This is a genomic window from Thermopolyspora flexuosa, assembly GCF_006716785.1.
In the GTDB taxonomy this organism is placed as follows: Bacteria; Actinomycetota; Actinomycetes; order Streptosporangiales; family Streptosporangiaceae; genus Thermopolyspora; species Thermopolyspora flexuosa.
In genome coordinates, this window is record NZ_VFPQ01000001.1 from 4,439,172 (window position 1) to 4,463,512 (window position 24,341).

Annotated in this window: 25 protein-coding genes; all 25 read right to left on the reverse strand. The window is 68.4% G+C overall.

The annotated features are described in order from the left end of the window. Positions 1–72 precede the first annotated feature (72 nt). On the reverse strand, positions 73–354 hold the full coding sequence (rpsQ, locus tag FHX40_RS18895; RefSeq protein ID WP_142260859.1) for a 30S ribosomal protein S17: 282 nt from the start codon (positions 352–354) through the stop codon (positions 73–75). Continuing rightward, positions 351–584 (reverse strand): 50S ribosomal protein L29, encoded by a 234-nt coding sequence (gene rpmC / locus FHX40_RS18900; protein WP_142260860.1) that lies wholly within the window; start codon positions 582–584, stop codon positions 351–353. The genes rpsQ and rpmC overlap by 4 nt, the downstream gene beginning before the upstream one ends. Further along, positions 584–1,003 (reverse strand): 50S ribosomal protein L16, encoded by a 420-nt coding sequence (rplP, locus tag FHX40_RS18905; protein WP_142260861.1) that lies wholly within the window; start codon positions 1,001–1,003, stop codon positions 584–586. Before rplP ends, rpmC begins: the two co-directional genes overlap by 1 nt. A 1-nt stretch (position 1,004) precedes the next feature. Beyond that, complete coding sequence (gene rpsC, locus FHX40_RS18910; protein ID WP_142260862.1) at positions 1,005–1,817, reverse strand: 30S ribosomal protein S3; 813 nt, start codon at positions 1,815–1,817, stop codon at positions 1,005–1,007. Further along, the gene (gene rplV, locus FHX40_RS18915; protein WP_142260863.1) at positions 1,817–2,194 is read right to left on the reverse strand and encodes a 50S ribosomal protein L22; all 378 of its coding nucleotides are present in this window, start codon (positions 2,192–2,194) and stop codon (positions 1,817–1,819) included. The genes rpsC and rplV overlap by 1 nt, the downstream gene beginning before the upstream one ends. A 24-nt stretch (positions 2,195–2,218) precedes the next feature. Next, a complete protein-coding gene (gene rpsS, locus FHX40_RS18920; protein WP_142260864.1) occupies positions 2,219–2,497 on the reverse strand; it encodes a 30S ribosomal protein S19 in 279 nt (92 codons plus the stop codon). Positions 2,498–2,508: 11 nt separating this feature from the next. After that, on the reverse strand, positions 2,509–3,342 hold the full coding sequence (gene rplB, locus FHX40_RS18925) for a 50S ribosomal protein L2 (protein WP_142260865.1): 834 nt from the start codon (positions 3,340–3,342) through the stop codon (positions 2,509–2,511). A 140-nt stretch (positions 3,343–3,482) separates the two neighbouring features. After that, entirely contained in the window at positions 3,483–3,785 is a 303-nt protein-coding gene (gene rplW, locus FHX40_RS18930) for a 50S ribosomal protein L23 (protein ID WP_142260866.1), read from the reverse strand. Then, positions 3,785–4,435: a 50S ribosomal protein L4 gene (gene rplD / locus FHX40_RS18935; protein WP_142260867.1), complete on the reverse strand. Its 651-nt coding sequence runs from the start codon at positions 4,433–4,435 to the stop codon at positions 3,785–3,787. Before rplD ends, rplW begins: the two co-directional genes overlap by 1 nt. Next, a complete protein-coding gene (rplC, locus tag FHX40_RS18940; protein ID WP_142260868.1) occupies positions 4,432–5,088 on the reverse strand; it encodes a 50S ribosomal protein L3 in 657 nt (218 codons plus the stop codon). The genes rplD and rplC overlap by 4 nt, the downstream gene beginning before the upstream one ends. Positions 5,089–5,102: 14 nt before the next feature. After that, positions 5,103–5,411, reverse strand: a complete 309-nt coding sequence (rpsJ, locus tag FHX40_RS18945) for a 30S ribosomal protein S10 (protein WP_012887830.1) — start codon at positions 5,409–5,411, stop codon at positions 5,103–5,105. A 193-nt stretch (positions 5,412–5,604) separates the two neighbouring features. Then, a complete protein-coding gene (gene tuf, locus FHX40_RS18950; protein ID WP_142260869.1) occupies positions 5,605–6,798 on the reverse strand; it encodes an elongation factor Tu in 1,194 nt (397 codons plus the stop codon). Positions 6,799–6,857: 59 nt separating this feature from the next. Beyond that, complete coding sequence (gene fusA / locus FHX40_RS18955; RefSeq protein ID WP_229789178.1) at positions 6,858–8,906, reverse strand: elongation factor G; 2,049 nt, start codon at positions 8,904–8,906, stop codon at positions 6,858–6,860. Between the two features lie 123 nt (positions 8,907–9,029). Continuing rightward, positions 9,030–9,500, reverse strand: a complete 471-nt coding sequence (gene rpsG, locus FHX40_RS18960; RefSeq protein ID WP_142260871.1) for a 30S ribosomal protein S7 — start codon at positions 9,498–9,500, stop codon at positions 9,030–9,032. A 1-nt stretch (position 9,501) separates the two neighbouring features. Continuing rightward, on the reverse strand, positions 9,502–9,876 hold the full coding sequence (rpsL, locus tag FHX40_RS18965) for a 30S ribosomal protein S12 (protein ID WP_142260872.1): 375 nt from the start codon (positions 9,874–9,876) through the stop codon (positions 9,502–9,504). A gap of 647 nt (positions 9,877–10,523) precedes the next feature. Beyond that, a complete protein-coding gene (locus tag FHX40_RS18970) occupies positions 10,524–14,399 on the reverse strand; it encodes a DNA-directed RNA polymerase subunit beta' (RefSeq protein ID WP_142260873.1) in 3,876 nt (1,291 codons plus the stop codon). Between the two features lie 31 nt (positions 14,400–14,430). Further along, positions 14,431–17,907 carry a DNA-directed RNA polymerase subunit beta gene (gene rpoB / locus FHX40_RS18975; RefSeq protein ID WP_142260874.1) on the reverse strand — a complete coding sequence of 1,159 codons (3,477 nt, stop codon included), beginning with the start codon at positions 17,905–17,907 and terminating at the stop codon, positions 14,431–14,433. Positions 17,908–18,337: 430 nt separating this feature from the next. Beyond that, entirely contained in the window at positions 18,338–19,240 is a 903-nt protein-coding gene (locus FHX40_RS25895; protein ID WP_229788554.1) for a hypothetical protein, read from the reverse strand. Continuing rightward, positions 19,237–19,737: a hypothetical protein gene (locus FHX40_RS18985; protein WP_142260875.1), complete on the reverse strand. Its 501-nt coding sequence runs from the start codon at positions 19,735–19,737 to the stop codon at positions 19,237–19,239. Before FHX40_RS18985 ends, FHX40_RS25895 begins: the two co-directional genes overlap by 4 nt. Before the next feature lie 315 nt (positions 19,738–20,052). Continuing rightward, the gene (gene rplL, locus FHX40_RS18990; protein WP_142260876.1) at positions 20,053–20,445 is read right to left on the reverse strand and encodes a 50S ribosomal protein L7/L12; all 393 of its coding nucleotides are present in this window, start codon (positions 20,443–20,445) and stop codon (positions 20,053–20,055) included. A gap of 111 nt (positions 20,446–20,556) precedes the next feature. Beyond that, entirely contained in the window at positions 20,557–21,081 is a 525-nt protein-coding gene (gene rplJ / locus FHX40_RS18995; RefSeq protein ID WP_142260877.1) for a 50S ribosomal protein L10, read from the reverse strand. A gap of 450 nt (positions 21,082–21,531) precedes the next feature. After that, positions 21,532–22,251, reverse strand: a complete 720-nt coding sequence (rplA, locus tag FHX40_RS19000) for a 50S ribosomal protein L1 (RefSeq protein WP_142260878.1) — start codon at positions 22,249–22,251, stop codon at positions 21,532–21,534. A 159-nt stretch (positions 22,252–22,410) separates the two neighbouring features. After that, entirely contained in the window at positions 22,411–22,842 is a 432-nt protein-coding gene (rplK, locus tag FHX40_RS19005; RefSeq protein WP_142260879.1) for a 50S ribosomal protein L11, read from the reverse strand. A 388-nt stretch (positions 22,843–23,230) separates the two neighbouring features. Continuing rightward, entirely contained in the window at positions 23,231–24,013 is a 783-nt protein-coding gene (gene nusG, locus FHX40_RS19010) for a transcription termination/antitermination protein NusG (RefSeq protein WP_170198885.1), read from the reverse strand. Between the two features lie 62 nt (positions 24,014–24,075). Further along, positions 24,076–24,324 (reverse strand): preprotein translocase subunit SecE, encoded by a 249-nt coding sequence (gene secE, locus FHX40_RS19015; protein ID WP_142260880.1) that lies wholly within the window; start codon positions 24,322–24,324, stop codon positions 24,076–24,078. Positions 24,325–24,341: the final 17 nt, after the last annotated feature.

Sequence of the window (24,341 nt, forward strand, 5' to 3'; positions counted from 1 at the left end):
AGCCTGGCGGAACCAACTTTGTCTGATCCCCCGTGATAAAGGGGGTGGCGGGGCCTTGCGGCCCCGCACCGGTCACTTGGCCTTCTCGAGAATCTCGACCACGCGCCACCGCTTGGTGGCCGACAGCGGCCGGGTCTCCATCAGGAGCACGCGGTCGCCGACGCTGCAGGCGTTGTTCTCGTCGTGGGCCTTGTACTTCTTGGTACGGCGGATGACCTTGCCGTACAGCGGGTGCTTGACGCGGTCCTCGACGGAGACCACAACGGTCTTGTCCATCTTGTCGCTGACCACGAGGCCCTCACGGGTCTTGCGGTAGTTCCGCGTCTTGCCCGCCTGCTGCGCAGCCTCGCTCACTCGCTCTCCTCCTTCTCGATCTTGATGATCCCGAGCTCGCGCTCGCGCATCACGGTGTAGATTCGAGCGATCTCGCGCCGGACTTGGCGCAGCCTGGCGGTGTTCTCGAGCTGCCCGGTCGCCGACTGGAAGCGGAGGTTGAAGAGCTCCTCCTTGGCCTCCTTCAGCTTCTGGACCAGCTCGTCGTGCTCCAGCGGCCGCAGTTCTTCCGCGGTCAGGCCCTTAGCCATCAGGCTTCACCCACTTCCCGCTTCACAAAGCGGCACTTCATCGGGAGCTTGTGCATGGCGCGACGCAGCGCCTCGCGGGCCACCGGCTCGGCGACGCCCGCGAGCTCGAACATCACGCGCCCCGGCTTGACGTTCGCGACCCACCACTCCGGCGAGCCCTTACCGGAACCCATACGGGTCTCGGCCGGCTTCTTGGTGAGCGGGCGGTCCGGGAAGATGTTGATCCAGACCTTTCCGCCACGGCGGATGTGCCGGGTCATGGCGATACGGGCGGCCTCGATCTGCCGGTTGGTGACGTAGGCCTGCTCGAGCGCCTGGATGCCGTACTCGCCGAAGTGCACCTTGGTGCCGCCCTTGGCCATGCCGCTGCGCTTCGGCCGGTGCTGCTTACGGTGCTTGACCTTGCGCGGGATCAGCATGTCAGCTTGCCTCCCCTTGCTGTGCGGCCTGCGCGGCCTCGGCGGCGGCGGCCTGGGCGGCCGCCTCGGACTTGGCCTGGCGCTCGCCACGGCTCCGGCGCGGACGCTCGCGGCGCGGGCGGTCGCGACGGTCGTCGCGGCGCTGCCCGGCGCGGGCGCCGGCCGCCGCGGCCTCACGCTCGGCCCGGCTCGTCGGGGCGTCGCCCTTGTAGATCCACACCTTCACGCCGATCCGGCCGAAGGTGGTGCGGGCCTCGTAGAAGCCGTAGTCGATGTCGGCGCGCAGCGTGTGCAGCGGCACGCGGCCCTCGCGGTAGAACTCCGAGCGCGACATCTCGGCGCCGCCGAGACGGCCCGAGCACTGCACCCGGATACCCTTCGCGCCGCTCTTCATCGCGGACTGCATCGCCTTCCGCATCGCGCGGCGGAACGAGACGCGGCTCGACAGCTGCTCGGCCACCCCCTGGGCGACGAGCTGCGCGTCGATCTCGGGGTTCTTCACCTCGAGGATGTTGAGCTGGACCTGCTTCTTGGTCAGCTTCTCGAGGTCGCTACGGATACGGTCCGCCTCGGCGCCCCGACGCCCGATGACGATGCCAGGCCGCGCGGTGTGGATGTCCACCTGCACACGGTCGGTGGTGCGCTCGATCTCGACCTTGGAGATCCCGGCCCGCTCCATGCCGCGCTGCAGCATGCGGCGGATGGCGACGTCCTCGGCCACGTAGGCCTTGTACAGCTTGTCGGCGTACCACCGGCTCTTGTGGTCGGTGGTGATACCGAGGCGGAACCCGTGCGGGTTGACTTTCTGCCCCACTAGCGGGTCCTTCCCTTCGGCTTGCCACGGCCCGCGTTGGCCTCGGGCCGGGACTCGACGACAACGGTGATGTGGCTCGTCCGCTTGTTGATCCGGAAGGCGCGGCCCTGCGCGCGGGCGCGGTACCGCTTCAGCGTCGGGCCCTCGTCGACCCACGCGCGGCTGACGACCAGCGTGTCGCGGTCGAGCTTGAAGTTGTGCTCGGCGTTCGCCATCGCGCTCGCCAGCACCTTGTACACGGTCTCGCTGGCCCGCTGGGGAGCGAACCGCAGCACGGCCTGCGCCTCCGAGGCGGGCAGCCCGCGAATCAGGTCCACCACGCGGCGGGCCTTCCGGGGCGTGACGCGGACGAACCGCGCCGTGGCCCTCGCTTCCATCGCAATCTCCTCGCTACCTGGCGGTTACCGTCGGCTGCGCCGTTCTTCCTTGACGTGGCTGCGGAACGTCCGCGTGGGCGCGAACTCTCCGAGCTTGTGGCCGATCATCTGCTCGGTGATGAACACCGGGACGTGCTTGCGGCCGTCGTGCACGGCGATCGTGTGGCCGATCATCTCCGGCACGATCATCGAGCGCCGCGACCACGTCTTGATGACGTTCTTGGTGCCCTTCTCGTTCTGCGCGATCACCTTCTTCATCAGGTGATCGTCCACGAAGGGGCCCTTCTTGAGGCTACGTGGCATCTCGGCTGCTCCTACCGCTTCTTCTTGGCCCGACGACGGATGATCAGCCGGTCACTGGGCTTCTTCGCCTTGCGGGTACGGCCCTCCGGCTTACCCTTCGGGTTCACCGGGTGGCGACCACCGGAGGTCTTGCCCTCACCACCACCGTGCGGGTGGTCGACCGGGTTCATCGCCACGCCACGGACGCTGGGGCGCTTGCCCTTCCAGCGCATACGGCCGGCCTTGCCCCAGTTGATGTTGGACTGCTCGGCGTTGCCGACCTGGCCCACCGTGGCCCGGCAGCGCACGTCGACCATGCGCACCTCGCCGGACGGCATACGCAGCGTGGCGTACATGCCCTCCTTGGCGAGCAGCTGGATCTGCGCGCCGGCCGAACGCCCGAGCTTGGCGCCACCGCCCGGCTTCAGCTCCACCGCGTGCACGAACGTACCGGTGGGGATGTTGCGCAGCGGCAGGCAGTTGCCCGGCTTGATGTCGGCGCCGGGGCCGTTCTCGATCCGGTCGCCCTGCTTGATCCCCGCCGGGGCGAGGATGTAGCGCTTCTCGCCGTCCGCGTAGTGCAGCAGCGCGATACGGGAGGTGCGGTTCGGGTCGTACTCGATGTGCGCGACCTTCGCCGGGATCCCGTCCTTGTCGTTCCTGCGGAAGTCGATGATGCGGTACGCACGCTTGTGGCCGCCGCCCTGGTGGCGCGCGGTCACGCGACCGTGCGCGTTCCGCCCGCCCTTACTGTGCAGGGGGCGGAGCAGCGACTTCTCCGGCCGGCTGCGGGTGATCTCGGCGAAGTCCGAGACGCTCGCCCCACGACGACCGGGCGTCGTCGGCTTGTATTTACGGATGCCCATCTTTTTCGTTCATCCCTGTTCGTGTTCGGTTACGACGCCTCTGGAACCCTGTGGAGGGCTGCACTGCGTCGCGGCGAGGGAGGGCGCCGGGGTCCGGTGGCGGATCGGCGCTCCCCTGCGGGGTCGGTCGCCCGCCCGCCTCAGCCGACCGGGCCGAAGATGTCGATCCGGTCGCCCTCGGCGAGGCTGACGATCGCGCGCTTGGTGTCCGGGCGCTTGCCCTCACCGCGCCGGGTGCGCTTGCGCTTGCCCTTGCGGTTGATGGTGTTCACGCCCGTCACCTTGACGCCGAAGATCTTCTCAACGGCGATCTTGACCTGCGTCTTGTTCGCGTCCGGGTGGACCAGGAACGTGTACTTGTTGTACTCGTCGATCAGGCCGTAGCTCTTCTCGGAGATGACCGGCTTGATGATGATGTCGCGCGGGTCGGCGATCTTCTCCATTACTCGTTGTCCTTCCCGCTCTTGCTCAGCCGGGCCACGACCTTGTCATAGGCCGCCCGGGTGAAGACCACGTCCTCGTTGCACAGCACGTCGTAGGTGTTGAGCTGGCCGGCGTCCAGCAGGTGCACCTCCGGCACGTTGCGCAGGCTCAGCCAGGTGGTGCGGTCGCCCTCGTCCACCACGACCAGCACGGTCTTGGCCTGCGTGATGCGGCGCAGCGCGGCCAGGGCCTCCTTGGTCTTGGGGGTGTCACCGGAGATCAGCTCGGTCACCACGTGCACGCGGCCGGCCTTGGCCCGGTCCGACAGCGCGCCGCGTAGCGCGGCGGCCTTCATCTTCTTCGGGGTCCGCTGGGAGTAGTCCCGCGGCACGGGGCCGTGGACGGTGCCACCACCGGTGAACTGGGGAGCCCGGGTCGAACCCTGGCGGGCCCGGCCGGTGCCCTTCTGGCGGTACGGCTTCTTGCCACCACCGGAGACCTCGCCCCGGGTCTTGGTCTTGTGCGTACCCTGCCGGCTCGCCGCGAGCTGCGCGACCACGACCTGGTGGATCAGCGGGACGTTCACCTTGGCGGCGAAGATGCTGTCCGGCAGCTCCACCGTGCCGGTCGTGGCGCCGCTGGCGTCCCGGACGTCGATCGTCGTCGTCACTTGGCCACGGCTCCCTTCTTGACAGCGGTGCGGATGAGGACGAGGCCCCCGTTCGGGCCGGGGACGGCGCCCTTGACGAGGATGAGCCCCTTCTCCGCGTCGACCGCCTGCACCTTCAGGTTCTGCACGGTGGTGCGGGCGTTGCCCATGCGGCCCGCCATGCGCAGACCCTTGAAGACGCGGCCGGGGGTGGCGCACGCGCCGATGGAACCGGGCGAACGGTGCTTGCGCTGGGTACCGTGCGAGGCGCCCAGACCGCCGAAGCCGTGCCGCTTCATGACGCCGGCGAAGCCCTTACCCTTGCTCCGGCCGGTCACGTCGACGTACTGACCGGGCTCGAAGATGTCGACCCGGATCTCCTGGCCGATCTGGTACTCGGCGGCGTCGTCGGTGCGGATCTCCGCGAAGTAGCGACGCGGAGTGATGTTGTGCTTGCGCAGGTAGTCACCGAGCGGCTTGTTCACCTTGCGCGGATCCACCTGCCCATAGCCGAGCTGGATGGCCGAGTAACCGTCCCGCTCGGGAGTGCGGACGCGGGTCACCACGCACGGACCGGCCTCGACGACGGTGACCGGGACGACCCGGTTGTTCTCGTCGAAGACCTGGGTCATGCCGAGCTTCTTGCCCAGGACGCCCTTGATCTGCTTAGCCATGTCAGTGCGTTCCCTCAGAGCTTGATCGAGATGTCGACGCCCGCAGGCAGGTCGAGCCGCATGAGCGAGTCGACCGTCTTCGGCGTCGGGTCGATGATGTCAATCAGCCGCTTGTGCGTGCGCATCTCGAAGTGCTCGCGGCTGTCCTTGTACTTGTGCGGCGAGCGGATGACGCAATACACGTTCTTCTCGGTCGGCAGCGGCACCGGGCCCGCGACCTTCGCTCCGGTCCGCGTCACCGTCTCAACGATCTTCTTGGCCGAGCTGTCGATGACCTCGTGGTCATAGGCCTTAAGCCGGATGCGGATCTTCTGTCCCGCCATAGTGGCCTCGGTGTCCTTCGCTGTCGTCCTGTAGAAGCTTCACGCGGTCTGATTGCCGCCGTTGTTGTGAGTCGTCCTGCGGGCGGTGCCCCATGGCGCACGATCCTGAGCGCCGCGGCGAGCCCGGCTCGGCCGTCTCCCATGGTTAGGCGGTCGGCCCCGGGTTGGGGCCGACCGCCGCCCCGCGGTCGAACTACTTGATGATCTTGGTTACGTTGCCGGCGCCGACGGTACGGCCACCCTCACGGATCGCGAACTTGAGGCCCTCCTCCATCGCGACCGGCTGGATGAGCTCGACACGCATCGTGGTGTTGTCGCCGGGCATGACCATCTCGACGCCCTCGGGCAGGTGAACCACACCGGTGACGTCGGTGGTCCGGAAGTAGAACTGCGGCCGGTAGTTGTTGAAGAACGGCGTGTGCCGGCCACCCTCGTCCTTGGCGAGGACGTAGACCTGCGCCTCGAACTCGGTGTGCGGGGTGGTCGTGCCCGGCTTGATGACACACTGGCCGCGCTCGACCTCCTCGCGCTTCACGCCACGGAGCAGCAGACCGACGTTGTCGCCGGCGCGGCCCTCGTCGAGGAGCTTGCGGAACATCTCGACGCCGGTGACGGTCGTCGTGAGGCTCTTCTCCTTGATACCGACGATCTCGACCGTGTCGTTCACCTTGACGGTGCCGCGCTCGATACGGCCGGTGACCACGGTACCGCGACCGGTGATCGAGAAGACGTCCTCGATCGGCATGAGGAACGGCTTGTCGATGTCACGGGTCGGCTCCGGCACGTGCTCGTCGACCGCGTTCATGAGCTCGATGATCGAGTCGGCCCACTTCGGGTCGCCCTCGAGAGCCTTGAGCGCGGAGACGCGGATGACCGGGACCTCGTCGCCCGGGAACTCCTGGGCGCTGAGGAGCTCGCGGACCTCGAGCTCGACCAGCTCGAGGATCTCCTCGTCGTCGACCATGTCGGCCTTGTTGAGCGCGACGACGATGTACGGCACGCCGACCTGGCGGGCCAGGAGCACGTGCTCCTTGGTCTGCGGCATCGGGCCGTCGGTCGCGGCGACCACGAGGATGGCGCCGTCCATCTGGGCCGCACCGGTGATCATGTTCTTCACGTAGTCGGCGTGACCCGGGCAGTCGACGTGCGCGTAGTGCCGCTTCTCGGTCTGGTACTCGACGTGCGAGATGGAGATGGTGATACCGCGGGCCTTCTCCTCAGGCGCCTTGTCGATCTTGTCGAACGGGGTCGCCTCGTTCAGCTCCGGGTAACGGTCGTGGAGCACCTTGGTGATCGCCGCGGTCAGAGTGGTCTTGCCGTGGTCGATGTGCCCAATGGTGCCGATGTTCACGTGCGGCTTGGTCCGCTCGAACTTGGCCTTGGCCACTGGATCTGTCTCCTTAGAGATTTCTGACTGGACTTGCGCTGTTACTCCGGCCCGGACGGTTACTCGCCGCGGGCCTTCGCGACGATCTCCTTGGCGATGCCCTCCGGCACCTCCGCGTAGGAGTCGAACTGCATGCTGTAGACCGCCCGGCCCTGGGTCCTGCTGCGCAGGTCACCCACATACCCGAACATCTCTGACAGCGGGACCAAAGCGCGGATCACCTTCGCCCCTGCGCGGTCCTCCATGGCCTGGATCTGTCCCCGGCGGCCGTTGAGGTCGCCGATGACGTCGCCCATGTACTCCTCAGGGGTGGTGACCTCGACCGACATCACCGGCTCGAGCAGCACGGGCTCCGCCTTGCGGGCGGCCTCCTTGAAGGCCATGGAACCCGCGATCTTGAAGGCCATCTCCGAGGAGTCGACCTCGTGGTAGGCGCCGTCCTGCAGGGTCACCTTCACGCCGACCATCGGGTAGCCGGCGAGCACGCCGAACTCGGCGGCCTCCTGGGCGCCCGCGTCCACCGAGGGGATGAACTCGCGCGGGATGCGCCCACCGGTGATGTTGTTCTGGAACTCGTAGCCGTCGTTGCCCTCGCCCAGCGGCTCGAGGTCGATGACCACCTTCGCGTACTGACCGGCACCACCGGTCTGCTTCTTGAAGGTGCACTCGACACCCTCGACCTTGCGGCGGATGGTCTCCCGGTAGGCGACCTGGGGGCGGCCGACGTTCGCCTCGACCTTGAACTCGCGGCGCATGCGGTCGATGATGATCTCGAGGTGGAGCTCGCCCATACCCCAGATCACCGTCTGACCGGTCTCCTCGTCGCGGCGGACCTGGAAGGACGGGTCCTCCTCGGCGAGGCGCTGGATCGCGGTCGACAGCTTCTCCTGGTCGCCCTTGGTCTTCGGCTCGATCGCGACGTTGATGACCGGGGCGGGGAACGTCATCGACTCCAGAACCACCGGGTTGTTGATGTCGCAGAGCGTGTCACCCGTGGTGGTGTCCTTCAGGCCCATCACGGCGACGATCTGCCCGGCGGACGCCGACTGGCGCTCCTCGCGCTTGTTGGCGTGCATCTGGAAGATCTTGCCGATGCGCTCCTTCTTGCCCTTGACCGAGTTGTACACCTGCATGCCGTTCTCGAGCTTGCCCGAGTAGATCCGGATGTAGGTGAGGCGGCCAAGGTGCTGGTCGCTCATGATCTTGAAGGCGAGGGCGGCGAACGGCTCCGCGGGGTCGGAGTGCCGCTCGATCTCCTCGTCCTCGTTGCCGACCGCGTGGCCCTTGATCGACGGGATGTCGGTCGGGGCCGGCAGGTAGTTGACGATCGCGTCGAGCAGCGGCTGCACACCCTTGTTCTTGAACGCGCTGCCGCACAGCACCGGCGTCACCTTGCCGGCGATGGTCGCGCGCCGGATCGCCGCGATGAGCTGCTCCTCGGTGGGCTCGGTGCCCTCGAGGTAGAGCTCCATGATCTCGTCGTCGTTCTCGGCGATCGTCTCGAGCAGCTTCTCCCGCCACTCGCGGGCGGCGTCGATGTGGTCGGCGTCGATCTCGATGACGTCGTACATCTCGCCCTTTACCGCCTCGGCCCGCCAGACCAGGGACTTCATCTTCACCAGGTCGATGACGCCCCGGAAGTCGGCCTCGACGCCGAGCGGCAGCTGGATCGGCAGCGGGGTGGCGTTCAGCCTGGACACGATCATGTCGACGCAGCGGTGGAACTCCGCGCCGACCCGGTCCATCTTGTTCACGAAGCAGATGCGGGGCACGCCGTACCGGTCGGCCTGACGCCAGACCGTCTCGGACTGGGGCTCCACACCGGCCACGGCGTCGAACACCGCGACGGCACCGTCGAGCACGCGAAGCGAGCGCTCCACCTCGATGGTGAAGTCGACGTGCCCGGGCGTGTCGATGATGTTGATGGTGTGGCCGAGCCAGGAGCAGGTGGTCGCGGCGGAGGTGATGGTGATACCACGCTCCTGCTCCTGCTCCATCCAGTCCATGGTGGCCGAGCCCTCATGGGTCTCACCGATCTTGTAGTTGATGCCGGTGTAGAACAGGATGCGCTCGGTCGTCGTGGTCTTGCCCGCGTCGATATGGGCCATGATCCCGATGTTGCGGACCTTGGCCAGGTCAGTTGCGGTCGTAGTGGCCACTTGTCGCGTCCTCGTCTCGTTGTTCTCACCCGGGCCGGCCAGGGGCTGCGTCCCCGCCATTCCGGCTTGCCGCTACCAGCGGTAGTGGGCGAAGGCCTTGTTGGACTCGGCCATCTTGTGGGTGTCCTCGCGCCGCTTCACGCTGGCGCCAAGGCCGTTGCTCGCGTCGAGCAGCTCGTTCATCAGCCGCTCGGTCATCGTCTTCTCCCGGCGCTGCCGGGCGTACTGCACGATCCAGCGCAGCGCCAGCGTGGTGCTGCGAGCGGCACGCACCTCGACCGGGACCTGGTAGGTGGCGCCACCGACGCGGCGGCTGCGCACCTCGAGGGTGGGCTTCACGTTGTCGAGGGCACGCTTCAGGGTGACGACCGGGTCGTTACCGGTCTTCTCCCGGCAGCCCTCGAGAGCGCCGTACACAATGCGCTGCGCGAGCGAGCGCTTGCCGTTCAGCAGCACCTTGTTGATGAGCGCGGTCACCAACGGCGAGCCGTACACCGGGTCCGCGACCAACTGACGGCGACCAGCGGGGCCTTTCCGCGGCATGTCAGCTCTTCTCCTTCTTCGCGCCGTAACGGCTGCGGGCCTGCTTGCGGTTGCGGACACCCTGGGTGTCCAGCGCACCGCGGATGATCTTGTAACGAACACCCGGCAGGTCCTTCACACGACCGCCGCGCACCAGCACGTTCGAGTGCTCCTGGAGGTTGTGACCGACCCCGGGGATGTAGGCCGTGACCTCGATACCGTTGGAGAGCCGCACGCGGGCCACCTTGCGCAGCGCCGAGTTCGGCTTCTTGGGGGTGGTGGTGTAGACGCGCGTGCAGACGCCGCGCCGCTGCGGGCTCCCCTTGAGCGCCGGGGTCTTGGTCTTACTGACCTTTGCCTGGCGGCCCTTGCGGACCAGCTGCTGAATCGTGGGCACCGCGTCTCCGTTCGTGCATTCGCCGGTAGTTCGTTCTTGTGCTTTCGCAGGTGCTGCCGGTGTCGTGACCTGCAGGTTTGTGGTCTCCCCCGACCCCCGCGGTCGGGCGTGTCGCGGCAGGTGCCGACACGCCGGAGCCGAGCCTGTCGAGCGGAGGAGGGACACACGGTGCTCGCCGGTCTCGTCAGACCGCGGCGAGCGCACGCATGCGAGCCCATGAACTCACGGGCACGAAGGAAAAGCCTACCCAGGGCTTCGCATCGCGTCAAAACGACGGTATCCAGAGGATCCCGCCGTACTGTGGTTCACCGCCGGTGTCCTTGGCCATGGGACGGACACCGGACGTTATGGGCTCGGATCAAGTGTAGCGGCACTCCGCCCGTCCCTCACGCATTCGCACGCAACCCCCCGGCGTACAAATGGCGACATCCGGATAACGAAACCCTGCCGTCGTCAAAACCCACGGAGATCGCGGCGCCCGCCGGCGGAGGGCCTCCGGGACGGGCCGCGGCGCACCCGCCCCGCCATGGCCGCGGCAAGGCCCCCTAATAGACCCCTAATAAATACGTATGAGAACCGGAACGCCCGGCCCTCGCGGGACCGGGCGTCCGGGTGGGGTCACCGAACCCTCTCGGGTTCGGGACGGGTCAGCGGTTGTACTGACCGAAGTCGTACTCCTCCAGCGGCACCGCCTCGCCGGTGCCCGAGCCGAAGGTGTAGTCGGTGGCCGAGCCGTCGTAGCCGCCGACGGTGTACATCGCGGCCTTCGCCTCCTCGGTCGGCTCGACCCGGATGTTCCGGTACTGCGGCATGCCCGTACCGGCCGGGATGAGCTTACCGATGATGACGTTCTCCTTCAGGCCGAGCAGCTGGTCCGACTTGGCGTGGATCGCCGCGTCGGTGAGCACCCGGGTGGTCTCCTGGAAGGAGGCCGCCGACAGCCACGACTCGGTCGCCAGCGACGCCTTGGTGATGCCCATGAGCACCGGCCGGCCGGAGGCGGGCTGGCCGCCCTGGGCCACGACCTCGCGGTTGACCTGCTCGAACTTCGGACGCTCGACCAGCTCGCCGGGGAGCAGGTCGGTGTCGCCGGACTCGAGCACGTTCACCCGCTTGAGCATCTGGCGCACGATGATCTCGATGTGCTTGTCGTGGATCGAGACACCCTGCGACCGGTACACCTTCTGGACCTCGGCCACGACGTGCATCTGCACCGCCCGCGGGCCGAGGATGCGCAGCACCTCGTTCGGGTTGACCGCACCGGCGACGAGCTGCTGGCCGACCTCGACGTGGTCGCCCTCGGAGACCAGCAGGCGCGCCCGCATCGAGACCGGGTAGGAGATCTCGTCCGAGCCGTCGTCCGGGACGATGACGATCTTCCGGCTCTTGTCGGTCTCGTCGATGCGCACCCGGCCGGAGGCCTCGCTGATCGGCGCGACACCCTTGGGGACCCGCGCCTCGAACAGCTCGGTGACACGCGGCAGACCGTGGGTGATGTCGGCGCCCGCCACACCACCGGTGTGGAAGGTCCGCATGGTCAGCTGGGTACCGGGCTCACCGATCGACTGGGCGGCGATGATGCCGACCGCCTCGCCGACGTCGACGAGCTTGCCGGTCGCGAGCGAACGGCCGTAGCACATCGCGCAGACGCCGATCTTCGACTCGCAGACCAGCGGGCTGCGCACCCGGATCTGCTCCACGCCGGCCTCGACCAGCGCGGTGACGATCGCGTCGTTGATGTCGATGCCCTTCGCCGCGATGAGCTTGCCGTCCACCACGACGTCCTCGGCGAGGATGCGCGCGTGGACGCTGTTCTCCACGCTCTCGGCCTTGACCAGGTTGCCCTGGTAGTTCCGCTCGGCCACGCGCAGCGGGATGGCCCGGTCGGTGCCGCAGTCGACCTCGCGGACGATGACGTCCTGCGCGACGTCGACCAGACGCCGGGTGAGGTAACCGGAGTCCGCGGTACGCAGCGCGGTGTCGGCGAGACCCTTCCGCTGGCCGTGGGTGGAGACGAAGTACTCGAGCACCGAGAGGCCCTCGCGGAACGAGGACTTGATCGGCCGCGGGATCGTCTCACCCTTGGTGTTCGACACCAGGCCACGGATACCGGCGATCTGGCGGACCTGCATGAGGTTCCCTCGCGCACCGGACTGGACCATCATCCAGACCGGGTTGTTGCGCGGGAACGCCTTGGTCATGTCCTCGGTGACCTCGCTGGTCGCGTGGGTCCAGATCTCGATGAGCTCCTGGCGGCGCTCCTCGTCGGTGATCAGACCGCGCTCGTACTCACGCTGCACCTTGTCGGCGCGGCGCTCGTACTCCTCCATGATCTCGGCCTTGCGCGGCGGGGCCACGACGTCCTCGATCGCGATCGTGACGCCGGCCCGGGTCGCCCAGTGGAACCCGGCGTCCTTGAGCGCGTCGAGGGCGGCCGCGAGCTGCACCTTCGGGTACCGCTCGGCGAGCTCGTTGACGATCCCGGACAGCTGCTTCTTGCCGACCTGCTGGTTGACGAAGTGGTAGTCGTCCGGCAGCGTCTCGTTGAACAGGCAGCGGCCGAGCGTGGTCTCGAGCGTGAACGGGTCGCCCGGCTGCCAGCCCTCGGGGGGCTGCCAGTCGCGCGGCGGGACCGCGTTGCGCATGCGGACCCTGATCTTGGCCTGCATGTCGAGCTCACGCCGGTCGTACGCCATGAGCGCCTCGGCGACCGAGGAGAAGGCACGGCCCTCGCCGAGCGCGCCCTCCTCCATGGTGGTGAGCCAGTACAGGCCGATGACCATGTCCTGGGTGGGCATCGTCACCGGCTTGCCGTCCGCCGGCTTGAGGATGTTGTTCGTCGACAACATCAGGATGCGGGCCTCGGCCTGCGCCTCGGCCGACAGCGGCAGGTGCACCGCCATCTGGTCGCCGTCGAAGTCCGCGTTGAACGCGGTGCAGACGAGCGGGTGGATCTGGATCGCCTTGCCCTCGACGAGCTGCGGCTCGAACGCCTGGATGCCGAGGCGGTGCAGGGTCGGCGCACGGTTGAGCAGGACCGGGTGCTCGGCGATCACCTCTTCGAGCACGTCCCACACGACCGGGCGGGCCCGCTCCACCATGCGCTTGGCCGACTTGATGTTCTGCGCGTGGTTCAGGTCGACCAGGCGCTTCATCACGAACGGCTTGAACAGCTCCAGCGCCATCTGCTTGGGCAGACCGCACTGGTGCAGCTTGAGCTGCGGGCCGACGACGATCACCGAACGGCCGGAGTAGTCGACACGCTTACCGAGCAGGTTCTGGCGGAACCGGCCCTGCTTACCCTTGAGCATGTCGGACAGCGACTTCAGCGGGCGGTTGCCCGGGCCGGTCACCGGACGGCCGCGGCGGCCGTTGTCGAACAGCGCGTCGACGGCCTCCTGCAGCATGCGCTTCTCGTTGTTGACGATGATCTCGGGCGCGCCGAGGTCGAGCAGCCTCTTCAGCCGGTTGTTCCGGTTGATCACCCGGCGGTAGAGGTCGTTGAGGTCGGAGGTCGCGAACCGGCCACCGTCGAGCTGCACCATGGGCCGCAGGTCCGGCGGGATCACCGGGATGCAGTCGAGCACCATGCCCATGGGCGAGTTGCGGGTGTTGAGGAACGCGGCCACGACCTTGAGCCGCTTGAGCGCGCGGGCCTTCTTCTGGCCCTTGCCGGTGCGGATGATCTCGCGCAGCTTCTCGGCCTCGGCCTCGAGGTCGAAGCTCTCCAGCCGCTCCTTGATCGCCTGGGCGCCCATGCCACCGCGGAAGTAGCGGCCGAACCGGTCCTTCATCTCGCGGTAGAGCAGCTCGTCGCCCTCGAGGTCCTGGACCTTGAGGTTCTTGAACCGGGTCCAGACCTCCTCGAGGCGGTCGAGCTCGCGCTGGGCCCGCTCGCGGATCTGCCGCATCTCGCGGTCGGCGGCCTCGCGCACCTTGCGGCGCTGGTCGCCCTTGGCCCCGGCGGCCTCCAGCTCGGCGAGATCGGCCTCGAGCTTCTTCTGCCGGGCCTCGATCTCGGCGTCGCGCCGCTGCTCGATCTGCTGCCGCTCGACGGAGATCTTCGCCTCCAGCGACGGCAGGTCACGCTCGCGCGCCTCGGTGTCGACCCAGGTGATCATGTACGCCGCGAAGTAGATGACCTTCTCCAGGTCCTTCGGGGCGATGTCGAGCAGGTACCCGAGCCGGGAGGGAACGCCCTTGAAGTACCAGATGTGGGTGACCGGGGCGGCAAGCTCGATGTGGCCCATGCGCTCGCGGCGCACCTTCGCACGGGTCACCTCGACGCCACAGCGCTCACAGATGATGCCCTTGAACCGGACCCGCTTGTACTTGCCGCAGTAGCACTCCCAGTCCCGGGTCGGGCCGAAGATCTTCTCGCAGAAGAGCCCGTCCTTCTCCGGCTTGAGGGTGCGGTAGTTGATGGTCTCGGGCTTCTTCACCTCGCCATGCGACCACTGACGGATGTCATCGGCCGTGGCGAGACCGATGCGAAGCTCGTCGAAGAAGTTGACGTCGAGCACTCTTTGTATCCCCTCAGCTTCCAGATCAGGATCAGACTTCGTCGACGCTCATCGCACCTTCGTTGGGGCGGCGAGCCAGGTCGATACCGAGTTCCTCCGCGGCGCGGAACACGTCCTCGTCGCTGTCACGCATCTGGAGGGAGACGCCGTCGCTGGAGAGCACCTCGACGTTCAGGCACAGCGACTGCATCTCCTTCATCAGCACCTTGAAGGACTCGGGGATGCCCGGCTCGGGGATGTTCTCCCCCTTGACGAGCGCCTCGTAGACCTTCACCCGTCCCGGCACGTCGTCGGACTTGATGGTGAGCAGCTCCTGCAGGGCGTAGGCCGCGCCGTACGCCTCCAGGGCCCACACCTCCATCTCACCGAACCGCTGGCCGCCGAACTGCGCCTTACCGCCCAGCGGCTGCTGGGTGATCATGGAGTAGGGACCGGTGGATCGTGCGTGGATCTTGTCGTCCACGAGGTGGAGCAGTTTGAGGATGTAGATGTAACCGACCGAGATCGGATCCTTGAACGGCTCGCCGGTGCGGCCGTCGTACAGCCGCGCCTTGCCGTTCACCCCGACCAGACGGCGGCCGTCCCGGTCCACCAGGGTGTTGCCGAGCAGGCCGGTGATCTCCTCCTCGTGGGCGCCGTCGAAGACCGGCGTGGCGACGTGGGTCCAGGGCTCGACCTGCTCGAACCCCTTGTCCTTGAGCCGCTGCGCCCAGTCCTCCTCGACGCCGGAGAGATCCCAGCCCTGCGCGGCGATCCACCCGAGGTGGGTCTCCAGGACCTGGCCGACGTTCATCCGGCCGGGGACGCCCAGCGGGTTGAGGATGATGTCCACCGGGGTGCCGTCCTCCAGGAACGGCATGTCCTCCACCGGCAGGATCTTCGCGATGACGCCCTTGTTGCCGTGGCGGCCGGCGAGCTTGTCGCCCTCGGTGATCTTCCGCTTCTGCGCGACGTACACGCGCACCAGCTCGTTCACGCCGGGCGGGAGCTCGTCGCCCTCTTCCCGGGAGAACACGCGCACGCCGATGACCTTCCCGGACTCGCCGTGCGGCACCTTCAGCGAGGTGTCGCGCACCTCGCGGGCCTTCTCACCGAAGATCGCCCGCAGCAGCCGCTCCTCCGGGGTCAGCTCGGTCTCACCCTTCGGGGTGACCTTGCCGACCAGGATGTCACCCGGCACCACCTCGGCGCCGATCCGGATGATGCCCCGCTCGTCGAGGTCGGCCAGGACCTCCTCCGAGACGTTGGGGATGTCCCGGGTGATCTCCTCCGGGCCGAGCTTGGTGTCCCGGGCGTCCACCTCGTGCTCCTCGATGTGGATCGAGGAGAGCACGTCGTCCTGGACGAGCCGCTGCGACAGGATGATCGCGTCCTCGTAGTTGTGGCCCTCCCAGGGCATGAACGCCACCAGCAGGTTCTTGCCGAGCGCCATCTCCCCGTTCTGGGTGCACGGGCCGTCGGCGATCACCTGCCCGGCCTCCACCCGGTCGCCCTCGTCGACGATCGGCTTCTGGTTGAAGCAGGTGCCCTGGTTCGACCGCTTGAACTTGGCGACCCGGTAGGTGATGCGGGTGCCGTCGTCGTTGGCGACGGTGATGTAGTCGGCCGAGACCTCCTCCACCACGCCGGGCTTCTCGGCGATGATCACGTCGCCGGCGTCGGTGGCGGCGCGGTACTCCATGCCGGTCCCGACCAGCGGGGCCTCGCTGCGCAGCAGCGGCACGGCCTGGCGCTGCATGTTCGCGCCCATCAGGGCCCGGTTGGCGTCGTCGTGCTCGAGGAAGGGGATCATGGCGGTCGCCACCGACACCATCTGCCGCGGCGACACGTCCATGTAGTCGACCTCGCTGGAGCGGACGTACTCGAACTCGCCGCCCTTCCGGCGCACCAGCACCCGGCCCTCGGCGAACGTGCCGTCCGGGTTGACCGGGGAGTTCGCCTGGGCGATGACGTACCGGTCCTCCTCGTCCGCGGTGAGGTAGTCGATCTGGTCGGTGACCCGGCCGTCGACGACCTTCCGGTACGGCGTCTCCACGAAGCCGAACGCGTTGACCCGCGCGTAGGAGGACAGCGAACCGATCAGGCCGATGTTCGGGCCTTCCGGGGTCTCGATCGGGCACATCCGTCCGTAGTGGGACGGGTGCACGTCACGGACCTCCATACCGGCCCGCTCCCGGGACAGACCACCCGGACCCAGCGCGGACAGCCGCCGCTTGTGGGTGAGGCCGGCCAGCGGGTTGGTCTGGTCCATGAACTGGGAGAGCTGCGAGGTGCCGAAGAACTCCTTGATCGACGCGACCACCGGCCGGATGTTGATCAGCGTCTGCGGCGTGATCGCCTCGACGTCCTGGGTGGTCATGCGCTCCCGGACCACCCGCTCCATCCGGGCCAGCCCCAGGCGGACCTGGTTCTGGATCAGCTCGCCCACCGTGCGCAGCCGCCGGTTGCCGAAGTGGTCGATGTCGTCCACCTCGACCGGGACCTCGCCGTTGACGCCGGGCATCGAGGTCTCACCCGCGTGCAACCGCACCAGGTACTCGATGACCGCGACGATGTCCTCCTCGGTCAGCGTCCCCTGATTGATGTCAACATCCAGCCCAAGCTTCTTGTTGACCTTGTACCGCCCAACCTTGGCAAGGTCATACCGCTTGGGGTTGAAATACAGATTCTCCAGCAGAGCCTGCGCCGACTCCTTGGTCGGCGGCTCACCCGGACGCAGCTTGCGGTAAATGTCCAGCAGCGCGTCCTCCTGGCCGGAGGTGTGATCCTTCTCCAGCGTCGCCCGCATCGTCTCATACCGGCCGAACCGCTCAAGAATCATGTCATTGGTCCAGCCCAGCGCCTTCAGCAGCACCGTCACCGGCTGCTTGCGCTTACGGTCGATGCGCACCCCGACGCTGTCCCGCTTGTCGATCTCGAACTCCAGCCAGGCCCCCCGCGACGGGATCACCCGGCAGTCGAACAGATCCTTGTCCGAGCCCTTGTCCACCGACCGGCCGAAATACACCCCCGGCGAGCGCACCAGCTGGGAGACCACGACCCGCTCGGTCCCGTTGATGATGAACGTCCCCTTCGGCGTCATGAGCGGGAAGTCACCCATGAACACCGTCTGGGACTTGATCTCACCGGTGGTGTTGTTGATGAACTCCGCCGTCACGAACATCGGGGCGGAGTAGGTCATGTCCTTGTCTTTGCACTCTTCGATCGAGTACTTGGGCGGCTCGAACCGGTGGTCCCGGAACGACAGCGACATCGTCCCCGAGAAGTCCTCGATCGGGCTGATCTCCTCGAAGATCTCCTCGAGGCCGGACTGGGTCGGAACGTCCTTGCGCCCGAGCTTCTGAGCCGCCTCGACCCGGGCCTTCCACCTTTCGTTGCCCAGCAGCCAGTCGAACGACTCGGTCTGCAGCGCAAGAAGGTCGGGAACTTCGAGCGGCTCCTGGATCCGCGCGAACGACACGCGGCGAGGGCCAGTGATCACGGCGGAGGCGTTGCGCGAGGCTGCCAACAGATGTCCTTCCGAGGGCTCGCGGACTGACTACACGCACGCCAGACGACGCCTCACAACGGGTTACCGAGAGAAGCGGGTCGTCAAAGGGCAGCGCAAAGGGGCAGTGTAGCCGAACGGCATACACCTGTCCACTCTGCTCTCGCTCTGCGCTCCACGTTGGTCGCAGCATCGCCCGTCAGCGGCGAAACGTCAAGCCCACGGGCCCACATTTCGCCCGGCCAGGGGCCGAGAACACCGGGTTTCCCGGCCTCGCGGCGCCGTACGGGGACACCGGTCCCAGACGATACCCGCCCGCGAGTACCGCTAACACCCGGCCCGGCCGGAGGGCGAACGCTTACCGCCTGCCGACGTGATCGCAGCCGCGATATACCCTGCCCGGACCCTCTCCAAACATTATCTTTACCAACAATTTGGTCGAGCCCTCTCATCAGGTGCGGGCGGGCGGGTCACCCAGCAGGGTGGACAGCTCGTCCACCCGCCACGCACCGTCACCACCCTTGACCATGACGAACCGCACGCGCCCGAGGACGACCTCGCTTCTGCGGCTCTTCGCGCCGGGCGGGAGTTTACTAGTGGTGCGGTTGATAAGCATCAGCACCCGTACCCGTTCCGGGGTGGCCGACTCCACGGCGGCCCCGGTCACGTGCACCTGCTGCACGGCCTGCTCGCGTTTCGCCTCCGGGACCAGGGTCTCGGCGAGCCTCCGGTACCGGGCGGCGAGCCGCTCGGTGGCGTGGCCGGCGGCCCGGGCGAGGTCCTGCTCGACGCTCCGGTGATCGTAGGACAGCATCACGGCGGCGTACGAGCGCGCCTTGGCGAGCGCCTCCGCCGCGGCGGCCTCGGTCCGCCGCAGGTCGCGCAGCTCGAGGTAGCTCAGCGTCACCGCGACGGCGAGCCCGGCCGCGGCGATCGCCGGCAGGGCGACGAGCAGCGCACCGCCCCGGCCGCGCCGCGGGGCCGCCTCGTCGTCGCCGCGCCCGGGGTTGATCTCCAGGAGCTCCGCCGGTTCGGGCGCCGGGCCCGGCGGGCCGTCCGGGTACGGCACGGCCGCGTCGCCGGCCGCCCGGTCGCCGGGCAGGCCACCGGCACCGGCGTCGGCCGCCTCGTCGCCCGGGCCGGCCCACGGCCCCTGACGGGACGGCTGCGGCCCGGAGCCCCCGGGCCCGCGGGGAACCCACGCCCCCACCTGCGACGGCCGCTCGTCGGCCTGCTCGTCCGCGTACGGCGGTCGCCAGGGACGGCCGTGGCGCCCCCGCGCCGCGTCGCGGCGGCCCCACCGTCCGCCGGAGGCGTGCGGCCTGTCCGGTTCGCCTGGTCCGCGATGCTTCACCGGGTCTGCTCCGCCTTCGACACGAGCCAGGCGCCGCCCACCTTGCTCACCCGCATGGTCCACCGGTAGTAGCGTTCCTCGAACCTGGGTTTGGTGTCCTCGAACCGGTTCACCGCGTCCGCGACCACGAGCACCTCGGCGGTGTCGAGCTCGGCGTTCATGGACACGAGGCCGACCGCGCGGATCACCCCCGTCTGGACCACCTTGGCGGCGAGCGCCGCCCGCCGCATCTCGGGTGCGTGCCGTTCGTGGGTCTGCCGCGCCTCGCCCGTCGAGGTGGCGATGATGCGCCGGATGTCCTCGTCCACGGTCTTGTGGTTGAGCGAGAGCAGGCTGACCGCGTGCATCGCCGCCGCCCGCATCGCCGCCTCGCGCTCCTCCGCCGCGGTCCGCGCGGCGGCCAGGCCGATCCGGATCCAGACCAGCGCGGCCGCCAGGGCCACGACCAACCCGGCGAGCACGAGCGTGACGACGAGGCGTGGTGTGCTGCGCTCCATCCGGCCTCCCGGTGAGGGTCGCCCGGATCATAACCCGGGCTGACATTCCCGTCCGGGTAGTCCGACGAGATGGGCATCGCCCGGGTTCGGCGCCGGCGCGGATCCACGTGGGGCACCGGCTCCGCGGGGCCGCCGGGCACGGCCGTACGGCCACGCCGTACCGGAGCCGCCGGGGCGCCGGAGTGCCGGGAACGCGAAAAGGGCCGCCACCGGCACCAGGTGACAGCCCTCTTCGTATGTTCCTGCGTCCTTCGGCTTATCCGAAGGAGGTGTGCCGCGTGCCTCAGCGCGCGGGCACGAGACTGCGGCGAAACGTCACTTGATGGTGACGGTGGCGCCGGCGGCCTCCAGGGCGGCCTTGGCCTTCTCCGCGGTCTCCTTGTTGACCTTCTCGAGCAGCGGCTTGGGCGCGCCGTCGACGAGGTCCTTGGCCTCCTTGAGGCCGAGGCTGGTGAGGGCCCGGACCTCCTTGATGACCTGGATCTTCTTGTCGCCGGCGGCCTCGAGGATGACGTCGAACTCGTCCTTCTCCTCGGCCTCCTCGGCCGGGGCGGCACCGCCCGCGGCCGGGGCGGCGGCGACGACGGCGGCCGGGGCGGCGGCCTTGACGTCGAAGGTCTCCTCGAAGAGCTTCACGAACTCGGACAGCTCAAGGAGGGTCATCTCCTTGAAGGCGTCCAGCAGCTCCTCGTTGCTGAGCTTCGCCATGGTGGTCGTTCCTCCCGTGTTTCGTACGTTCGTGCGGGACCGCGGTACGCGAGCTCCGCCAATCCCCTCGGCCGCCGGGGGTGCACGCGCCCCGGCGGCCTGCTCGACGGCTTACTCGCCGGCTTCCTCGCGCTTGGCGCGCAGGGCCTCGGCGAGCCGGGCCATGTTGGTGGGCAGCGCGTTGAAGGTGGCGGCGGCCTGGGCCATCTTCGCCTTCATCGCGCCGGCCAGCTTCGCGAGCAGGACCTCGCGGGACTCCAGGTCGGCGAGCTTGGTGATCTCGGCCGGCGTCATCGGCTTGCCGTCGACGACACCGCCCTTGATGACCAGGAGGGGATTGGCCTTGGCGAAGTCGCGCAGACCCTTGGCGGCCTCGACCACGTCGCCCTTGACGAACGCGATCGCGGTCGGGCCCTTGAGCAGGTCGTCCAGACCGGCGACCCCGGCGTTCTTCGCCGCGATCTTGGCCAGCGTGTTCTTCGCCACGGCGAACTTCGCGTGTCCACCGAGAGTGGAGCGCAGCTCCTGGAGCTGCGCCACGGTGAGACCGCGGTACTCGGTCAGGACGGCAGCGCTGGAGCTCGAGAAGTGGTCGGTGAGCTCGGCAACGACCGTCGCCTTGTCCGCCCTCGCCATGGGCCTCCTTCCTGATGTGCCGCCGGCGAAGGTCCCGGGAACGAACAAAACCCCGGGCGCAGGCGCTCCGGGGTTTCCCAAGCGGGGGTCGGCGCGGCACCTGTCCACGGGCCCGCCACGGATGACCCCAGCGAGAAACGTCCACCACCTGCGCGGGTCGCCCAACACGTGGGACCTTCGGTCACCGGGCCACGAGCAGCCCGGCGACGACCAGCGGTCTTCGGCTCAGGACAGCTTACGGCCTCCGCGCGCACACCGCCAAATCCGACGGGCCCCGAGGTACGGCAATGCCACCCCGGCGTCACGGCACGCCCCGGTACGGCACGGCCGCCCGCGGCCCCTCATCCGGCGCGGCGACGGCCGGCCGTACGCCCGGAAAAGCCCGATGGGCCCCCGCCGTGGCGGCGAGGGCCCATCCAGGTACGTCGATGGCGCGTGACGGGTACGCGATCAGCTCGCGAGCTCCGCGGCGATGTCCCGCGTGATGTTGGGGTCGACCGGGATGCCCGGCCCCATCGTGGAGCTGAAGGTGACCTTCTTCAGGTAGCGGCCCTTGGCGGCGGACGGCTTGAGCCGCAGCACCTCGTCGAGCGCGGCGGCGTAGTTCTCCACGAGCGCGCGCTCGCTGAACGAGGTCTTGCCGATCACCAGGTGGAGGTTCGCGTGCCGGTCGACGCGGAACTCGATCTTGCCGCCCTTGATCTCGGTCACGGCCTTGGCGACGTCCGGCGTCACCGTGCCGGTCTTCGGGTTCGGCATGAGACCACGCGGACCGAGCACCCGGCCCAGCCGGCCGACCTTGCCCATGAGCTCGGGGGTCGCCACCACGGCGTCGAACTCGTTGAGCCGGTTGCCCTTGGAGATCTCCTCGATTAGCTCGTCGGCGCCGACGATGTCGGCGCCCGCCGCGCGGGCCTCCTCGGCGCGCACACCGGTCGCGAAGACCAGGACCCGGGCGGTCTTACCGGTGCCGTGCGGGAGGCTGACGGTGCCGCGGACCATCTGGTCGGCCTTGCGGGGGTCGACGCCGAGCCGCAGCGCCACCTCCACCGTCGCGTCGAACTTGGTGGGCGAGGTCTGCTTGACGAGGCGGGCCGCCTCGGCCGGGGTGTACAGCCGCGAACGGTCGACCAGCGCGGCCGCGTTGCGGTAACCCTTGCTGCGCTTCATCTGCTCACTCCTTACGAGTGAACCGTGGTATGGGCCGCGCCCGGCCCTCCCACGAGTTCTGCCGGGCCCGGACGCCTGCACGCTCCGCGGTCGCGGAGCCGTACGGCGCGGGCGATGGACATGCCGGCGTTACCGGCGGGACGGGAAAACGGTCGGTGATCAGTCGACGATGGTGACACCCATCGACCGCGCGGTGCCGGCGATGATCTTCTCCGCCGCCTCGAGATCGCGGGCGTTGAGGTCCTTCATCTTCATCTCGGCGATCTCGCGGAGCTGCGCCTTGGTGAGCTTGCCCACCTTGTCGCGGTGCGGCACCGCGGAGCCCTTCTGGATGCCCGCGGCCTTCTTGATCAGCTCGGGCGCCGGCGGCGTCTTGGTGACGAAGGTGAAGGTGCGGTCCTCGTAGATGGTGATCTCGACGGGGATGATGTTGCCCCGCTGGGACTCCGTCGCCGCGTTGTACTGCTTGACGAAGTCCATGATGTTGACGCCGTGCGGACCGAGCGCGGTACCGACCGGCGGAGCGGGCGTGGCCTGGCCGGCAGGAAGCTGCACCTTGACCAGCGCGGCGATCTTCTTCTTCGGAGGCATCTGCTCTTTCTCCGGGTCCTTCGTGAACGCCCCACGGATGTGGGGAGACGAGCTGGGCGTGACCAGCGCCGCATCCGGCGCCCCTCACGGCGTGAGGATCGTGCCGGTACCGCCGATAGCGGCGTGCGCTACCGCGACTCCCACATGCGCTGGACCGCCCCAGTTTAGGCGACCGACAGGCTGCGCCCCCGCGCCTCGTGCGAAGACGGGGGATTCAACCGGAGGCCGGTGCTCGGCGCGACACCGACCGTCCGTCGGTGAGGTCCTCGCGCCCTGTCACCGCGAGCCCTGCGGCGAGCCCGCTTGGTCATCGCGAGCATCGGAATCCTACCAAGAACACGCCGACCCCCGGCCGCCGTGCCGGGGGCCCGCGTCGGTCGGGCTCCGATCAGAGCTTGGAGACCTGGTTGAACGACAGCTCGACCGGCGTCTCCCGGCCGAAGATCGACACCAGCACCTTGAGCTTCTGCTGCTCGGGGCTGATCTCGCTCACCGTGGCGGGCAGGGTGGCGAACGGGCCGTCCATGACGGTGACGGACTCGCCGATCTCGAACTCGACCGTGGCGGCCTGGGTCTTGGTCTTCGCCGCCTTGGTCTCCTCCTCCGGCTCGGGGGCGAGCAGCTTCGCCACCTCGTCGAGGGTGAGCGGGCTCGGCTTGTTCGACAGGCCCACGAAACCGGTCACGCCGGGCGTGTTGCGCACGACCGCCCACGACTCGTCGGTGAGCTCCATGCGCACGAGCACGTAGCCGGGGAGCACCCGCTCCTTGACCGGGGTCTTCTTGCCGCCCTTGAACTCGGCGACGGTGTGGGTCGGCACCTCAACCTGGAAGATGTAGTCCTCCATGTTGAGGGACTGGATGCGGCTCTCCAGGTTGGACTTCACCCGGTTCTCGTAACCGGCGTAGGAGTGGACGACGTACCACTCTCCCGGGAGGCCCTTGAGGGTCTCCTTGAACGCCTCCACCGGGTCCACCCCGGCCTCGTCGGGCACGACGTCACCGTCTTCGTCCACGGCGGCGCCCGCCTCGGACCCGACCTGCTGACCGGCCTCGGCCGTGGCGTCGGCGTCGGCCGAACCGGTGGCCGACTCGGCGGCCGCTACCGGCTCTTCCGGCTCGCGATCCCACTCTTCGCGGGACTCACCGGGCGACGGTGGGAACTCGGACACGGTGACTTTCTCTCTACTCGTCGTCGGACTGGGCGGGTTCGGCGGCGAGGTCCACCGGCCGCTCAGGAGCCGCCGAAGACCGCCACCACACCCTGGGTGAACAATGCATCGAAGCCGAACACGATCGCAACCATGATCAGCACGAAAATGAGGACCACGGTGGTGTAGGTGATGAGGTCCCGGCGGCTCGGCCAGACGACCTTCCGGAGCTCGGCGACGACCTGACGGTAGAAGAGTGCCGGCGAGGTGCGCTTGGCCTTCTTCTTCTCGCTTGGCCTGTCCGCGGCCTCGCTGCGGGTGTCGATCGCCACAGTCCTCACCTGCTTCG